Below are 17,917 nucleotides of genomic sequence, written 5' to 3'. Positions count from 1 at the left end.
ACCCTTTTGAGGTAGCTGGATGTGCTGTTAACTTATCTTAAAAATGGTTTTATGAAAAACTGGCTAAATAAATCTTTTATCTTCCTCTTCGCTTCGCTAGCCCTGATGAGCTGCGAGAAAGATGAGGACATGGTGTTCGTTTCAGAAGGTACAGCACCTGCTCTTACGGTATCTGCTAACAGTGTTGTGTTAGAAGAGGATAATGCAGACAACAATGCGCTTAAGTTAACCTGGACCCCTGCTGACTTTGGTTACCAGGCTGCAGTTAACTATGTTCTGGAGATGGACATGAAAGGCAATAACTTTGCTGCTCCTGTTACTGCAGAACTGGGTACTGATACAGAAGAAACCTTTACTGTTGCCCAGTTAAATACATTGGTTAACAGGCTTGATATAAAAGCTTTCAATCCTAATGAAATTGATATGCGGGTTCGTGCTTCTATTTCTCCTAAAATTGAATCTCCTGTTTCTGCAGTTAAAACGTTAACTATTACTCCATACCTCACAGAGCCTCCTTATGCTACGCTGTACATGGTAGGCGATGCAACGGATGCAGGTTGGAACAACGGAGATGCCATAGCAATGCTACGTGATCCGAACGACCTGTTTAAATTTACCTATACAGGTAAGCTTAAGCCTGGCTACTTTAAGTTTTTAGGTAAGCGTGGCGGCTGGGCTCCAATGTTTGGGGCCGGTGCTAATAACACTTTAGTATTCCGCGAGACGGAAGCGGATCCTGATCCTGCTTCAATTCAAATCCAAACAGAAGGTTATAAAACTGTAACAGTAGACCTGCGCAACAATACTTACTCTATCACGGATTATGATGCAAGCACTAAGCCTGTTTATAATTCAATTGGTATTATAGGTTCTTTCAAGCCTGATGCAACAACAGATGTTTGGAGTAAAATTGTACCGATGAACAAATCAAGTTTTAATCCTCATTACTGGACAGTAGAATATACTTTTGCTGATGATGTGGAGATGAAGTTTAGAATTGCCTCTGGTTGGGATTCAAACTGGGGTGCCCCGGCAGGTGAACAGGAGAAATTGTTCAACAAAGCTGGCGGCGACAACATTATAATACCTGCTGGAACGTACTTTATAGTTTTCAATGATCTTACGGCAAACTACTTGTTCATTAAGAAGAACTAAAAGAATCTGCACTGATGATACACAATAAGCCATTCATCTGTTTGCAGACAACATAACCAAACTTGGAATCAACCCGGTGGTAGAACTCTGCCGGGTTGATTTTTTTAGCTACACATCCATCTAACCTATAAAACTATAGAATGAAGCATATCATCAGACCAATAGCTGCGGTGCTTCTGTTTTCAGTATTCATTTTACCTGCCACAGCACAGCAGGAAAATCCTGTTAAGAATATCGGGAAAGTAACTACTGTAAACATCAGCGACCAGAAAGTAAATCTGACTACCGATCAGAATGCTTTTATAGAAGTCACTGTATACAGCCCTTCTGTCATCCGAGTGCGCATGGACAAGAAGAAATTAGGGGATGATTTCTCCTATGCAGTGGTGGGTAAACCTAAGCAAACCAAAGCGAATATAGTTCAGAATAACAATGAAGTGGTTATCACCACGGACTCACTTGTTACCCGCATAAATAAGAACCCTTTCGCAGTTGCTTTTCTCACGAAGAATGGGCGCGTAATCAATAAAGATGAGGAAGGGCTAACCACCTCCTGGATAGGGGAGGAAGTAACTACCTATAAGACCATGCAGGAAGGAGAACGCTTTATTGGTCTGGGTGAAAAGACCGGCGGACTCGACAGGAGGGGTAGTGGCTATACAAACTGGAATACCGATGCCTATGGTTATACTACAGGTCAGGATCCGCTTTATGCTACCATCCCTTTTTATATAGGTATACACAGTGGCCTGAACTATGGCATCTTCTTCGATAATACTTACCAGAGCGATTTTAATTTTGGTGCCAGTAATAACCGCTTCTCTTCTTTTGGGGCACAGGGAGGGGAAATGGATTACTACTTCATTTACCATACAAAATTGCCAGATATTATCACCTCTTATTCTGACATTACTGGTCGCATGGACCTGCCCCCGCTATGGAGTTTAGGCTACCAGCAGAACCGTTATTCTTATTACCCCGAGACAGAAGTTTTTCGGATTGCGCAAACGCTGCGTGAGAAAAAGATTCCAGCCGATGGCATTACCCTTGACATCCATTACATGGATGCCTACAAACTGTTTACCTGGAACACCGACCGCTTTCCGAACCCGATGCAGATGAACAAGAAGCTGAAGGACATGGGCTTTAAGACAACCGTTATAGTTGATCCGGGAATAAAGGTAGAACCTGGCTATGGCGCATATGAGCGAGGGAAAAAAGCAGATATTTTTCTGAAGTATCCTGACGGAGAATATTACCAGGGGCAAGTGTGGCCGGGATGGACCCATTTCCCTGACTTTACGAGTGAAGCAGGACGTGAATGGTGGAAAGATGAGATTAAATTTTTTGCCAATACCGGCGTAGACGGCTTCTGGAACGACATGAACGAAATTGCAACATGGGGGCAGAAAATGCCGAACAATGTACTCTTTCAATACGATGGTCATCTTACCACCCACAAAGAAGGCCGCAACGTTTACGGTTTAGAAATGGCAAGAGCAAGTTATGAGGGAGCACGCAAGCATATGGAGAATAAGCGCCCGTTCCTGCTGACCCGTGCTGCCTATTCCGGTATTCAGCGTTACTCTGCCATCTGGACCGGAGACAATCGCTCAGAAGACAGCCATATGCTACTGGGTATCCGGTTACTGAACAGCTTGGGAGTGAGCGGTATTCCTTTCTCTGCCATGGACATAGGTGGCTTTACCGGGAATCCTTCCATTCCTTTATATGCCCGCTGGATTCAGTTGGGTGCTTTCACACCTTATTTTCGTAACCATACAGGCGTAAACACAAAATCTTCGGAGCCCTGGGCATATGGTGAGGAGGTAACGGAGATCGCCAGAAACTATATCAGCCTGCGCTATAAGCTGATGCCTTATATCTACTCAAACTTTTATGAAGCAACTCAGACGGGGCATCCTCTGATGCGTACGCTTGCAATTGATTATACCCACGATCCGCATGTGTACAACGGAGAATTTGATAGTCAGTACCAGTTCGGAGAAACCTTCTTGATTATGCCGTTTGAGAGTGGTAAGAATTATGGTAAAGTATATTTCCCGAGAGGGAAGTGGTATGATTTATATACCGGTGAGGTAAAACCAGGCAACCAGGAAGAAATCATTGGTGTCGCCTATAATAAGCTTCCTATTTATGTGAAGGAAAGCAGTATCATTCCAATGCAATCGCTTATCCAGAGTACATCTGAGAAACCTGCCGATACCCTGACCGTGCATGTGTACAAGGGTGACGTTAATAACTCTTTTGTATACTATGAAGATGACGGTGAGACCTATGACTACACGAATGGAGAGTATTTCAAGCGTACCATTAGCTACGACCCGCTCAGAAAAACCATCACTTTTGACAAAGTAGAAGGTAACTATAACTCCAACTTTAAGAACATAAAGGTGATGCTGCACGGCTTTGATGAAATGAGCAGAGTGAAGCTGAACAACAGGAACCAATCTCTGGATAAAGACTTTGCTTCTTTTATTGAGCCTATTACCCGCTTTGATCCTCAAGGTTCTGCCAACCCTAAAATTGGATATAATGTGCAGAGCATTGTAGTGAAGAATGACAAAGACAGATTTACCATAAGCTACTGATAAGAAACAAAGCATCCCTAGTGCCTGACTCTGTGGATGCTTCGTTCTCTCTCATAGCAGTTTAAGAACAACCGTTTCTATTGATACTAAACTTATGAAAAAGCTGACATTACCCAACCTGCTACTATGGTCTGCTTTAGCCTTTTCTGCTGCTTGTAGTTCTCCATCGCAGCTGAATAACCAACCGGAAGCACAGGCAAGCGACTGGCCAAGAGGGGTGACCTATGAAATTTTTGTGCAGTCATTCTGTGATTCAGATAACGATGGTATTGGTGACATAAAGGGCATGACCTCTAAGCTGGATTACCTGGATGAACTGGGTGTTGAGGCTGTCTGGTTGATGCCGATGAGTCCCTCACCTTCTTACCACAAGTATGATGTGACGGACTACTATGCTATTCACCCTGATTACGGGACCATGGAAGATTTTAAAGAGTTCGTGAAAAAAGCGCATGACAGGGGAATCAATGTGGTTATAGACCTGGTACTGAATCACTCCGGAAGCGGGCACCCTTGGTTTAAAGAGGCTGCTAAAGACCCGAACAGCCCTTACAGAGACTACTATGTATGGGCGCACAAAGATGACCCAATAACAAAAGGAGAAGGAAAAACTACAGGGGACGACTCCCATAACACCATGCAATGGCATAGCGTAGAAGGCAGCGATTATAAGTATTACGGGTTTTTCTGGGGTGGTATGCCAGACCTTAATTTTGATAACCCGAAGGTAAGGCAGGAAGCATACAAAATTGGTCGGTTTTGGCTGGAGGAAATTGGTGTAGACGGATTCAGATTAGATGCTGCCCGCCATATTTTTACTGATGACAGGCAGGCGGATAACCACCAGTTCTGGGAGGAGTTCAGAAGCGAGATGCAGAAGGTAAAGCCGGATGTATACCTGGTAGGCGAAGTTTGGGCCGAAGCCAAAACCGTAGCGCCTTACACGAAAGGACTGCCGGCACTGTTCAACTTCGAAATGAGCTGGGACATCCTGAAGGCCTTGCAACAAGGCAAAGGTGATTCACTTGCCATCAAACATGCTCAGATCATTAATTTTTATGAAAAGGTGAACCCCGATTATATCGATGCTACTATTCTAAGCAACCATGACCAGAACAGGATCATGAGCGAACTGAACGGGGACATGGAGAAAGCCAAAATGGCTGCAGGCCTTTTGTTTACCTTGCCTGGTTCACCGTACATCTACTATGGTGAAGAGATTGGCATGAAGGGGAAAAAGCCTGATGAGCAAATCAGGGAGCCTTTTATTTGGGATGTGAAAAGCGAGGATGAATGCCGTGCAACCTGGGTTAAGCCAGAATACAGCACGGAGCAAACCGTTACTCCTGCAGCTGTGCAGGCAGAGGACAAGAACTCTATCCTTAACCACTACAAGAACCTGATCAAAGTCAGGAACAACAGCAAGGCCCTTACCTATGGAAAACTGCGTCCGGTAAATGTAGACAACAAAGCAATCAGTGCTTTTGTACGCACACAAGATGATGAATCTGTTTTTGTGGTGCATAATATATCCGGAACAGAGGCCAGTGTGAAAGTTCCTGCTGATCTTCAGGAATATAAAAAGGTTATGCTGCAGCACAACAATGCTGCGCATATAAACAATACTGTTATACTTCCGGCATACAGTTCCTTAATTCTTAAGAAGTAACAGCTTATATATTTACTGATAGAAAATGGTTTTTAAGTATTTTTCCTTTTCGTAAACTAACTAATGTTCAGCTCCTATGAAAATTCTTCCTTTTAAGCATAAAGTTCTTCTGCTCGCTCTTTTCGGGGGTATGAGCACAGTATGGTTAAGCAGTTGTGCGAGCCAGGAGAGCAGTACAGAACAGACGATGAAAGTTACAGCAGAACAAACAGAGATGAAGATAACAAAAGAGCCATTTGGAACAGCACCAAACGGCGAAGAAGTAAGTCTTTATACCTTAACAAATCAAAACGGTGTGCAGGTGAAGATTACGAATTATGGTGCTATAGTTACATCAATTATTACTCCGGATAAGAGTGGTAAGATGGGAGATGTTACGCTGGGCTTTGATAATGTAGATGGATATGTGCCAAATGACCCTCACTTTGGTGGTATTGTCGGACGGTATGCAAACCGTATCGCAAAGGGTAAATTTACCCTGGATGGGCAGGAGTATAAGTTAGCCGTAAATGATGCCCCAAACCACCTGCACGGTGGTATCACGGGATTTGACAGAGTTGTTTGGCAGCCTGAGGAGGTGCCAGGGCAAAATGCCTTAAGGCTGACTTACCTAAGCAAAGACATGGAAGAGGGGTATCCCGGAAATCTTACAGCTGTGGTTACTTATACTTTAACAGAGGACAATGGCTTAAAAATAGACTATGAAGCTACTACAGATAAGGCTACTCCTGTTAACCTTACCAACCATAGCTATTTCAACTTAAGTGCCGGGCAGGACAAGGATATTCTGAACCATGTAGTGCAGATAAATGCTGACAAGTTTACAGCCACAGATGAAACGCTTATTCCGACAGGTGAGCTAAAGCCGGTTAAAGGAACACCTTATAACTTTACTTCACCACAGCCTGTAGGTACCCGCATCCATAACCTTCCTGGTGGTTTTGGCTATGATCTGAATTATGTGATAAACAATGGAGGAGATGAGCTCACAAAAGCGGCTGTGGTGCATGATCCTGCTACAGGTCGTACGCTGGAAGTTCTCACTACACAACCGGGTATTCAGCTTTATACTGCTTACCACCTCGATGGCTCCCTGACAGGTAAGAACGATACTGTATATAAACGATATGCTGGTCTTTGCCTGGAGGCACAACATTATCCTGATTCTCCAAACCAGGAGAGTTTCCCCTCTACTATTCTAAAGCCGGGTGAGAAGTACCAGGAGACTACAATTTATAAGTTTGGTGTGCGGGAGTAGAGGGAAGAGGACCTTAAAACACATTCCCTTTATTATTGAATAAAACAACCACAGTTCTACAGACTATTTTAAAATCAAGAAAGATAGACCAGTTTTCGAGGTACCATAAATCAGCTTTGATCCTGTTTAACATGGCGCTGGTTTCCCTGGTTTCCCCTCTGAAACCATTTACCTGTGCCCAACCAGTGATACCCGGTGTAAGGAAGTGGCGAACCATGTAGTTGTTAATTAACTGAGAGTAATCATTTGTATGTTTCAACATGTGAGGTCGAGGTCCAACTACAGACATGTCTCCCATAAGAACATTGAAGAACTGCGGTAACTCATCTATACTGGTTTTTCGGATGAACTTGCCAACCCTGGTTACACGCACATCATCCCTGCTTGCCTGAATGCTGTCTGAGTTATCATTGACTCTCATACTTCTAAATTTTAAGCAGTAAAAAGACTTATTGTTTTTCCCTGAACGCAGTTGCTTGAAAAAGACAGGTCCTTTAGAATCTACTTTGATTGCTACTGCAAGTAATGGGACCAACCAACTCAGGATAAAAACTACAACCAAGCTTGAAAATAAGACATCAAATACTCTTTTGATTATTTCGTTTGCTTTGTTTTCTAAGGGTTCCTGTCTTGTTTTAAGCACAGGAACTGACCCAAAAAGTTCTACAAGAAAGTTATGATGCATTGCCCCTTTGATATCTGGTACTAGCCTAAAGCGGATCATAAACTTATCGGCTTCATGCATCAGCCATTCAATTCGTTTATAATCCTGGTTATGCAGAGCACAGTATATTTCACTTATTCCATTAGTACTTGCATAGCTTATACATTCTTCCACTTTCCCTAGAAAATTTATGTGAGATGGTATATTTGAACTGTCATCATCAAACATACCTATTGGATTATAATCTAAGTGCGGATTAGACTCCATGTAATTGAACAAGTCTAAACCAGCAGATCCTGCCCCCACAATTACTAATCGATTATAATCTGGCAAATATTTTCTTAGGTGCTTTCTTAGAAGCAAAAATGTGAAGCGCCACCCAATAATAAGCGCAGGAAAAAGAACAAAGTAATATATAAAAGGAGTAGGGGGAATGTAGATATAAGGTAGAGCGATTTTTATTATAGTTGCTAAAAATATGAAAAGGCACAAAGAAGCAATGTTGGCAGACATCAAAGGCCCTGCTTCACGTTTTAGAATACGGCTATAGACATTTAAAACATTGGAGCTATAAAACCAACAAAAGTTTAGGAGAATAATTGTTAGTTTATAATCGTATACCTCCCTCCACAACAGATCCTTATCTGCCATAATAAAGCAGGCATATAAAGTAAGGTTCAAAATAGAATAATCTATTATGACATTAATCCACTTGAATAGAGTAGTATATTTATGTGTCATAGCGCAGTAATTAGTTACTGTTTGACGTAAAACAACTTATTTCATCTATATTTTTGACTAAATATTATCTTTGGATTAAATTAATTGTGAAGAATTATTATCGGTTAATAATTTGATAATGTTTAGATAAACTATAATTAATATACCTCGGTGGCTTTAAATTAGATGTCAGATTGTAATCTTCTTTAGGTAATAGGATAAAAAGAGGGGTAAACGATACTTTTTATAATACTAATAATAAATTGAAATATTTTTACTTGAAAATGAAGGAGAAATATATGTGCAGCAGACAATTTTAATTTTTATTCAAAAATATTATAGCAGTGTTTTAATAGAAATATATAAATGGAAAACACTCTGGTAACCTTCATTACTTCTAAACATTTCCCCAGTTAATAGCAAGAATTTGTTAATTGGAGAGTGTTTTTTGTGTCGATGGGAATTTTAACAAGCTAAGCAACTTTTGATAATAATGATTACAGTACTTATAAAGACATGGAAAAGCCAGTGTAGTTGATCATAATCATATACATAAAGACAACTACATTAAAAATAATTGGAGATGTCTCTTACAATAATACCTTTTTAACCAACTCTAACAGATCTTTAGATTTGTAAAGGTGCACCTGTTTAACTTGCAAATAGTAGTTCCTGCCAAACCTTAGGTGAAACATACCTACTGTTGATGTTACCATGTCGTATTATAATGCAACATGATATATGTTCTGTTGCTTAGAAGCAATCGATCGTGTTACTGGCATGTTGGAGAATTAAGATTTATTTTATCCAGTAGGTCGTTTATCACAAACTTGATTAATCATCCTCGTATACCTATTGTAACGGAGGTGAGCAGAGCCAGGCCTGAAGGAAGCAACTTTATGAAAGACGGTGTACTTTACGGCAAACACAGGACTGCACTGGTATATATGGCAAAGCCATCAACATCAATCAAATCTCTAAACTTACAGCAACAGATTACGCAGAAACAGTGCTAGCTAATATTTTACCTAATAAAGAAGATATTAACGGCACTCAAACTTATAACTTCAGTGTCAGCTTTATTGCTGTGGAAGGTTTTATGTATAAAAGGAAATAAATTAACCTGCTGCCGGTTAATTTATTTCTCCAGCAGCAGCTTTACTGCTTTTGTTCCTGCATCTGTTTGTAGTCTTACAATGTACAGGCCTTTCGGTAAAGTGGTGCCATCAACTGTTATCTGGTTCTGTACGCAGGCTGTTGTTCTTCCTTTTCTCAGTTCTGTCACCTGCATGCCTTTGCTATCTAAAAGGGTAACTATAAAGTTCTCTTCATTTTCTATCGTAAAGCTTATTGTTGCCTGTTTTACAAAAGGGTTAGGATAAACCTGCAGATCATACTTCGCATTTAACTCAGTGTTATATATGGGTGCTTCATAATTTGACTCTACTGCTACTGTCAAATCAATAAATGCTGAAACAGGTAAATGATCTGAGGTTGTACTATAAAAATTTTTAATTATGCTTAACAACTCATTACCTATTCTAATTGAATTTTCAACATATCCTGTGCTTTTCGAGCCTGTGCAGGTTATATGGTCTCTGAATTCTTTACCGTTGTTGAAAGTTCCTCCACCTTTTAGACTCAGTTGATATGTAAGTACATTATAGTGCTCATCATCTACATATGCCTTATAAGGAGAAGGTAGTCCCTCAAAAATAGATTGATCCACATCGTCATTATAATCACCAATCAGTATAGTGCTATGTTTTTTAAAATGTGAGTCTAGAGTATCTTTAAGTATTTGGGCATCATATTTACGTCTCTCATAATCTGTGATGTTTGCCATACCATGATAAGCATGCACATTAACAACTTTGATGTTTCGTCTAATTCCTTCTGTGTGAGCCACTAGATCAATCATAAAAGGTAAACGCCCGCTGTACCATAAGTTATCATCATTTTTAGCGGATGAGCTAGTTCCAGGATAACCATCTAAAACAACTTTGTTTGACAATATATCATCATAAAGCTCTTTCATTATAGGTCTTATTCTATCTATAGTTATCTTACTTGTTCGGTATACTAAATAGAGCTTTCTGGGTGTAACCTCACTTGTAGTTGGTCTTACAGAGTATGAATAGGCTTCAGATCTTACAAAGTCATATCCTGGTAACTCACTAACTAGCTTTTCTAGCAAAGTGTCATTAGAGATTTCCTGTAGTGCGAACACATCAGCATTTAGCCACTGCAAAGATTTTTTTACATTTTCATACTGAAGTTTATCATCCTTAGGGTAAAGGATGTTTCCTTTGCTGTCCTTATCAAAACCGAAATTTTGAATATTCCAAGTAGTAATCTTTAAGTCAGAAGCAGAAGGTGCTATAAAGCCTATAAGTTCTAAATCAAAAGCGATATCTAAGCTAGTTGCACTTGACTGATGTACCTCTACTGCAATGATGTTATTACCACTCGCAAATGCTTTTGGATCAATTCTATAACCAATCGGTGTTGTGCCATTATCAGGATAAATGTTCGAGGATGCTAAAGTATTATAAGAAACAGTGCCAGACGGCATGTTATCTCTGATTACTTCTGAACCGTTGATATAAACAATGACACCATCATCTCTTTTAATATTTAAAATATAACCACTGTAGATCTCTGGATTACTAATATTAATAGTCTTTCTGAAATAAGTGGTAATATATTTATTGCTAGAATTGCCATAATCTACTATGGTAGTAGCATCATCAATACCATACCCAAACTTTCCGTAGCCGTTCTTCCAACTGTCGTCACTGTAAGCTGCAGTGCGCCAACTTATCCCTTGATCTACGCCATTATCGAGATATTTCCAGGAAGAATTGTATGCTATGATACTTTCAGGTTCCCCTGGCGTCTTTCTTTCGGCTATTATCTGCTCAATAGTATAAGTTTGTCCGCCGGTAAAGCCGCCACTGATAGGATTGCCCACAGCATCTGTAACACCTGTATCGGCGCTCTTCAGGTCTAGGCGCAATACTCCATTCCCGTTTATAGACGTGACAGTAACATCATAGATAGCCCCATCTGTATCAACTGCGGTTATTGCCTCTGCTGTTAAATCCCCAGTAGTACTGCCCGAAACCACTGTGAGGTTGAAGTCAGTCTTGTCCACGCCGGTTACTGGTTCAGAGAAGGTGACCCGAAATGTGAGAGAGGTGGCTTCAACGGTTTCAGCTGTAGGGGCTTGCCTGTTTATACTGAGCACTACAGGAGGTGTCTGGTCAATTGTATAGGTTTTCCCGCCGTTAAAGCCATTTATCATTGCGTTTCCTGCAGCATCAGTTATTCCTGTTCCGCTGCTAATCAGGTCCAGGCGAATAGTGCCACTTCCGGTAAGTGAACTAACGGTAGTATCATACACTGAACCATCGGTGCCAATAGGTTCTACACAATCTGAAGCTAATACGCCGCTAGTCGTGCCGGAAGTAACGGTAAGCAGGAAATCAGTTTTGTCTACCCCCGAAACAGGTTCGGTAAAAGTCGTACGAAACGTTACCGAAGATGCACCTGTCGTGGAGGTAGCAGGAGAGTAGCGGTCTATACTGACCACAGAAGGCGGGGTCTGATCTGTGGGCGCTGCAGAAACGACATTTACCTTCACAATTGCCGAAGTAGTAGTGGCTCCAGTGTTATCAGTGGCTTTAGCAGTAAGGTTAAAGACGCCAACGCTAGTAGGCGTCCACGAATAAGCATAAGGACTGGTTAAGTCTTCGCCTATTTTACTGCCCTCTACATAAAACTCTACATTTGCTACAGTTCCCTCCAGATCAGAAGCAAATGCTCCTATTGTTAGAGCTTCTCCTAGTGCTACACTTGCGTTATCAACAGGACTGCTTACTGTTACTTGGGGAGGCTGATTTGTCGGTGGTGTGTTTAATGCACCGATCAACTCCATGTCAAAAGCTAAATCTGGGCTGTTTGCCTTTGATTGATGAACTTCTACAGCAATGATGTTTGAGCCTGTTTTAAACACTGAGGAAGCAATAGAGAAGGCTTGCGAAACCGAGCCGTTATCTTTCGCATCGGTAGCAAGGGTTGTGTAGCTTATGGTGCCGCCGGGTAAATTATTACGATATACCTCTACCCCGTTGATGTATACTACTACACCATCATCCCGTTGAATCTGCGCTGTAAAAGAAGAGAAGACGGTAATATCGCTGATGTTGATGCTTTTACGGAAATAAGCGGTTATAAATTTCTTATTTGGACTAGAACCATAGCTAATAGCCGTAGAAGCATCATTAATCCCGTAGCCAAACTTAGCATTGCCGGTTTTCCAACCTGAATCATCATATGTAGAGGCACGCCAGGCTGTTCCTTCGTTAGTCCCATTATCCAGATAGTTCCAGGAGGAGCCGTATGGTATCAAGCTTGTTTGGGCTGTTAATTTCAGTGAAAAAAGCATAGCACAAACTAAAAATAATGTTAATCTGCTCATCATTAGATTCTAAAGGCACAATGGGATTATCTACTACTCTAACTCAATAACAAACAGAAGCATATTTTCCCTGTTAGCATCTGAATATTTCAGACAAACAAGGAATTGTGAATCTGTGACCTATGTATGATATTATAGTTATAAAATACTATTAAGTTGTATAATATAAATTTCTATATAGTGTGGGTGCATAAAATGCAGGTTAATCTCTTATTGAATTTAGTTTATGTATAATTGTGTTATTGGCATGTTTATGAAAATTGGCAGATAAAGTAAGAATGCTCTGTAAAAAGAGAACAGTTATATCAGCGCAAGCAAAACTACCTAGGTCTAAGTCCCTTTCTGAGGAGGTTACAAGAATGTTTTGCCACTGCTCAACAGATAATTCCTTAGAGGGTTAGAGCAAATATGAATTAAATTCGCTATTTTATAATAGCTCCATTTTAAAAAATGATATTCTGTCGGATATGTATTGTAATAATACGTAAAAGAGATATGCTAATTCCATCTAATGCTTGGTAAATCTGCTGTGAAAGATATAAAGTCTGAAATTAACCTATTTATAAGGCTTAAAATGTTGATGTTCGAATTTCTGCTTTGTACTAATAGCTAAATCCATATCTGACACCATATTCTTGCCTGTTCTAGTTTGAATAAAGGCAGAGCTAAAGGTTATCAGTAGACAATAACCTGCTTTAATGTAAGTAGGTTATGCGTTTGTCTTATAATGATTGCTGTAATGCGATGTGCAGTTTTGTCCTGTATAAATGAATAACTAATGAGAGAGACTACACTCAAATTGCTAAAATACTTCTTTCCTGTTGCTTTACTTATTGGATGTACAGTCGAGGGCTTCTCTCAGCAGGATTTTATATGGAAGAATGTTCCAGTGGGAGGTGGGGGCTATGTTACAGGAATTGTCATTCACCCAAGTGATCCTAATGTGATGTATATACGAACAGATGTAGGAGGCTTATTTAAGTGGGATCCTACTAAAAAGATGTGGCTTCCTAAAACAGATATGTTTTCAGCTGATCAACGTCCATATTATTCTGTAGATGGCGTTGCACTTGATCCCAATGATAAAAATGTAGTTTATATGTGTGCTGGTAATAGTTACTTATCAGGTATTTTTAAGTCCAAAGATGGTGGGTCAACATGGACTAAAGTGAAGAAGCTTTCATTTCTAGGGAACGGTAAGTTAAGATATTTTGGAGAGCCAATTCAAGTGGACCCGAACGACTCCCAAACCATTTACTCAGGCTCTCGGAACGATGGGTTAGTTAAATCAAAAGATGGAGGCACGACATGGGCTAGAATAGAATCTGTGCCCTCTGGAGCTACTGATATTGGTATTAGGTCTGTTGCCATAGATAAATGTACAATTATAGACGGCAGGTCAAGAAAGGTATATGTTGCAGTTTACAATAGAGGGATTTACATGAGTAATGACGGAGGAAAAGTTTTTTCTCTAATGCCAGGATCTCCCTTACAGCCTAGTCGTATAGTTGTAGCAAATAACGGAACCCTTTATATAACGAGTAGCACTGGCGTAACAAAATTCAACGGCTCCTGGCATGATATATCTCCTGATACCCATCATTATAACGCAATAGATGTGGCTGATGATGATCCTGAGAAAATAATCGTCGTTGCCGATAGAGGAACTCCTGACATAAATCCTCATAAACTATCTATTTACTGTTCAACTAATGGAGGTAAAAGCTGGATTTCCGTTCTACCTAAATCAAAGGTTAGGTATGCTGCTCCTTGGTACACTAAAGAGCGCTTTTCTTCGGCTACGGCCTCTGTAAAGTTTGACCCACTCAATTCTAACAAAGTTTATTTGACAGATTGGTATCAAGTGATGAGAACAAATAACATTACTCTCTCTACAGTCTCTTGGGAGCAATTGATTGTTGGGCTTGAGGAAATGGTAGTTTATGCTATGGTTGCACCACCTTATTCTAAGGGAAAGGCGCCACTTGTAAGCTTTGTCAGAGACAATAAAGGGTTCCGTCACTACTCATTAGAGGAATATCCAACCTCACAAATTAATTTCTCTAGTGGCAATGGACTAGACTTCTGCGAGTCAGACCCGAATTTTATGTTTGGGGTTAGTTACAAAAATAAGAAAGGGAATGCTGCTTATTCAACAGATAACGGAGTTACATGGACCAAGGTAACCTGTGCTTTTGGAAGATTAGGGAAAGTAGCTTATTCTGCAACGAATACTAATTTAGTTGTGGTAGTTCCAGAAGATAACGCACCTGTCAGATCTTTGAATAAAGGCTTGACCTGGCAAACCACAAAGGGGGCACCATCTGGGGCTATAACAAATGTTTTTAAATGGAGTGTGCCGATCGCATCTGATCGGGTTGAAGGGTCTAGTTTTTATATGCTTTACCCCAACGGTGATTTTTATAGGAGCAACGATGGAGGAGCTTACTGGAAAAAAACAGCAAATATTGGAGTGGCAGGTAATTATATTGTCAGGGCTGTTCCGGGCATGGCCGGTGTGGTCTGGGTTGCTGCGACAAAAAGGGGGCTATTTTGCTCCAGTTCTTTCGGAGACAAGTTTGAGAGAGTATCCGGTGTGACTAGTGCAGAGTTAATCGCCTTTGGCAAAAATGTTTTAGGAAGAGCCTATCCAGCTGTTTACTTATATGGAACAGTTAAAGGGGTAACTGGAGTTTTCCAATCAGTTGACTTTGGTGCTAACTGGGTACGTATCAATAATGACAAATTACAAATGGGGGCTGCTCCAAGCACCATGGAAGCTGATAGAGAAAAATACGGAAGACTGTTTATAGGTACTAGGGGTAGAGGAGTTTTTTATGTAGAGTGCTCTACAGGATCCAATCAAGAATAGTACCTCTCAACTATTTTTACTAAAGGTAATAACAGAGGTGCAATCAGGCAAAATATTTCTAATACTGTTGAAAACACTGCCAACGTACCTTTTACTCTACCACCTGACTACAAATTTACTTGTATCCCTATATGAGATAGAGCTAATACAGTTGTTAAAGCTATTATGTTTCCCGGTACCGGAGAATCCGCTGTTTATTTTGAAGTCTCTTTTCTGAAACCAAAAATTATACCCCTTTTATTTGGTTATAGATGATGAAGTAACTGTGGTGAATAAGATGGTTATAAAATGATGTAACTTTTACCTGTTTATTAGGTATTTTATTATGGCAATTTCTTTAGTATCGATAAGGATGAAACTTATTGGTAAATTCTTTTAATGAATTTGCTAGAATAATTAAATAAACTATGAATTCCGCAACATAATATAACCTTTAACTTTTTTAATGAAGCCAAGAATACCTGATGCTTCTCCACTCATCTTGCCACTCTCTAATGATATTGATAGGTCATTATGGTTTGAGATTATACCTAGCTATAATTGTATTAATACTTTGAAGCAGGCTCTGGAGAGCGTTCTTATTCAAGACTTGGGTCCGGAAAAGATTCAAATTGAGGTAGTTGATGATTGTAGTACGGATGGTGTTGTAAAGGAATTAGTATAAAGGGTTGGAAATGGGAGAGTCTTTTTTTTAGACAGCAAACGAACAAGGGCAGCCTACTGAATTTTGAGACCTGTATTAATAGGGCTAAAGGAGAATGGATACCTTTGTTACATAAGGATGATAAAGTAAAGGTTGGGAACAATCAGGAAATTGAGAGATTATTTAGAAAGTTTCCTGAAGCTGGAGCAGCTTTTACAAATTATGTTTATATAGATATAAAAGGACGAATATTAAAGCAAACAGCGGCTTAATCACAATATACCTGTATCCTGCCAGATTGGCTTAATACTATAGCTCAGGAAAAAAATACAGACTCTTGCTATTTTTGCAAAACGAAGCGTTTATGAGCAGCTTGGTGGCTTTTTTGCAATACATTTTAGTGAAGACTGGGAAATGTGTGTTAGAATTGCTTTTTATTTTCCTTTTGCTTATTCACCAAAAAGCTTAGCACTGTACCGGGTACATAAAAATAACAATACTAGTAAATATTTCCGTTCAGGCCAGAACATACTTGATCTCAAAAGGTTATTACTATTATTCAAAAATACCTAGCGGAAGACAAAAGAGCAGAGTTGAAGTTAATAGCTGAAGAAGATGTATCAAAATAAATAGCAAGTACTTCTATAATAGTTTTAAAAGACTTTCATGATCCATACGCCGCAGCTGTGCAAATAAAAGCAGCATTGAAGTTGAATCTGAACAAGCAAACTATAGGTTATTCTTTATTGGCTCTTCCGCTTTGTATGTTGTTCTAAGTGAAAAATATTTTGAATGCTAAAGAACTCCTTAAAGCCATGATATTTGTTTAGAGAGAATGCAAGAACAGTTCGTATTTTGGACAAGCTAAGTTTTTTGGTTAAAACTCCTACAGTTCCCAATCTATAGGCTGTTTTTTTGGGTAATCAGGGCTGGCAAATGATTTTATTGATAAAAAAAATACTAAGAAGAATAAAGGGTAATTTAGGAGGTATCTTTTAAACAGTTTAGGTTCATCGACTATTCGATATACCCATCTTAAATTTAACTTATCTATCATAGGTGGATAATAATTTTTCTTCTTTGCAATCTGATGCAAATAGCCTCCACATGTAAATCCGTATCCATCCCACCCTATGTTTCTAAGATCTATTAAAAAGTTTTCTTGATGAGGTGTTCCCATGCCACATATCACCATATCTACTTTGGAGTCTAATAACTGTTTTAAGTATTGGCTTCGTTCTTCAGGACTATTAAAGTAGCCGTTTCTATAAAGTGATACCTTAATATTGTATTTTTCTTCAATGTTAGATACTGCAGTTTTGATATATCGTTCTTCTGTTCCGACAATAGCTACTTTAAGATTGTCTCTTTTAGCAACAGGAAACACAATAGAAGCTACAGAAGTATCATCAAAACTGTATCTTGAAATATTTTTTTTAAATGATGCGTTGAAAATCTTAACAAAAGAAATACCATCAATGCACCACTGGTTTACTCCTTCTACTATGCCTGTTTCATCTTTTAACAGCAGCATAGAATAAGGATTAACAAAAGATGTTATTCCTTTTTTTAGCTCAAAGTTTTTTACTTTTTGTGAGATAGATTTCCAGGGAGCCTTTTCCATATTGATATAGCATTTTAGGAGTTATTTTTAGCATTTTGATTAAATATTGGGTGTTGTAGAAGATAGTATCAATAGATGAATACTAATTGAGTAAAGGCTCCAATAAGAAAGGATCTTTGATCTCAGGTTGTTGGAAAGCCATTTTAATGTGGAAGTAGCAGTAATTAAGGAAATGTTGGCCTTGGCGGAGAGCAGACGATATTGTAGCTATTATTTC

9 protein-coding genes are annotated in these 17,917 nt (G+C 39.5%); 6 read left to right on the top strand and 3 right to left on the bottom strand.

Going from position 1 to position 17,917, the window contains the following annotated elements:
- Nucleotides 1-51 precede the first annotated feature (51 nt).
- The 4 genes from ACFSRY_RS00475 to ACFSRY_RS00460 all read left to right on the top strand — a co-directional run bounded on the left by ACFSRY_RS00475 (nucleotide 52) and on the right by ACFSRY_RS00460 (nucleotide 6,694).
- Nucleotides 52-1,155 (top strand): SusE domain-containing protein, encoded by a 1,104-nt coding sequence (locus ACFSRY_RS00475; protein ID WP_377502190.1) that lies wholly within the window; start codon nucleotides 52-54, stop codon nucleotides 1,153-1,155.
- A gap of 140 nt (nucleotides 1,156-1,295) precedes the next feature.
- Nucleotides 1,296-3,767 (top strand): glycoside hydrolase family 31 protein, encoded by a 2,472-nt coding sequence (locus ACFSRY_RS00470; protein ID WP_377502187.1) that lies wholly within the window; start codon nucleotides 1,296-1,298, stop codon nucleotides 3,765-3,767.
- 94 nt (nucleotides 3,768-3,861) lie between these two features.
- Nucleotides 3,862-5,436 carry an alpha-amylase family glycosyl hydrolase gene (locus tag ACFSRY_RS00465; RefSeq protein WP_377502184.1) on the top strand — a complete coding sequence of 525 codons (1,575 nt, stop codon included), beginning with the start codon at nucleotides 3,862-3,864 and terminating at the stop codon, nucleotides 5,434-5,436.
- Between the two features lie 76 nt (nucleotides 5,437-5,512).
- Complete coding sequence (locus tag ACFSRY_RS00460) at nucleotides 5,513-6,694, top strand: aldose epimerase family protein (protein ID WP_377502181.1); 1,182 nt, start codon at nucleotides 5,513-5,515, stop codon at nucleotides 6,692-6,694.
- Nucleotides 6,695-6,707: 13 nt separating this feature from the next.
- Here the strand turns inward: ACFSRY_RS00460 and ACFSRY_RS00455 are convergent, their stop codons facing one another.
- A complete protein-coding gene (locus tag ACFSRY_RS00455) occupies nucleotides 6,708-8,099 on the bottom strand; it encodes an undecaprenyl-phosphate glucose phosphotransferase (RefSeq protein WP_377502178.1) in 1,392 nt (463 codons plus the stop codon).
- A 1,117-nt stretch (nucleotides 8,100-9,216) separates the two neighbouring features.
- Nucleotides 9,217-12,528 (bottom strand): Ig-like domain-containing protein, encoded by a 3,312-nt coding sequence (locus ACFSRY_RS00450; protein WP_377502175.1) that lies wholly within the window; start codon nucleotides 12,526-12,528, stop codon nucleotides 9,217-9,219.
- Between the two features lie 811 nt (nucleotides 12,529-13,339).
- Here ACFSRY_RS00450 and ACFSRY_RS00445 point away from each other — a divergent pair.
- On the top strand, nucleotides 13,340-15,433 hold the full coding sequence (locus ACFSRY_RS00445; protein ID WP_377502172.1) for a hypothetical protein: 2,094 nt from the start codon (nucleotides 13,340-13,342) through the stop codon (nucleotides 15,431-15,433).
- Nucleotides 15,434-15,878: 445 nt separating this feature from the next.
- Nucleotides 15,879-16,097 (top strand): glycosyltransferase family A protein, encoded by a 219-nt coding sequence (locus ACFSRY_RS00440; protein WP_377502170.1) that lies wholly within the window; start codon nucleotides 15,879-15,881, stop codon nucleotides 16,095-16,097.
- Between the two features lie 865 nt (nucleotides 16,098-16,962).
- Here the strand turns inward: ACFSRY_RS00440 and ACFSRY_RS00435 are convergent.
- A complete protein-coding gene (locus ACFSRY_RS00435) occupies nucleotides 16,963-17,700 on the bottom strand; it encodes a WecB/TagA/CpsF family glycosyltransferase (RefSeq protein WP_377502167.1) in 738 nt (245 codons plus the stop codon).
- Nucleotides 17,701-17,917: the final 217 nt, after the last annotated feature.

The organism is Pontibacter locisalis (assembly GCF_042684605.1).
Classification (GTDB): domain Bacteria; phylum Bacteroidota; class Bacteroidia; order Cytophagales; family Hymenobacteraceae; genus Pontibacter; species Pontibacter locisalis.
The sequence above is the reverse complement of the archived record's forward strand: the minus strand, read 5'-3'. Positions and strand labels throughout refer to the sequence as shown.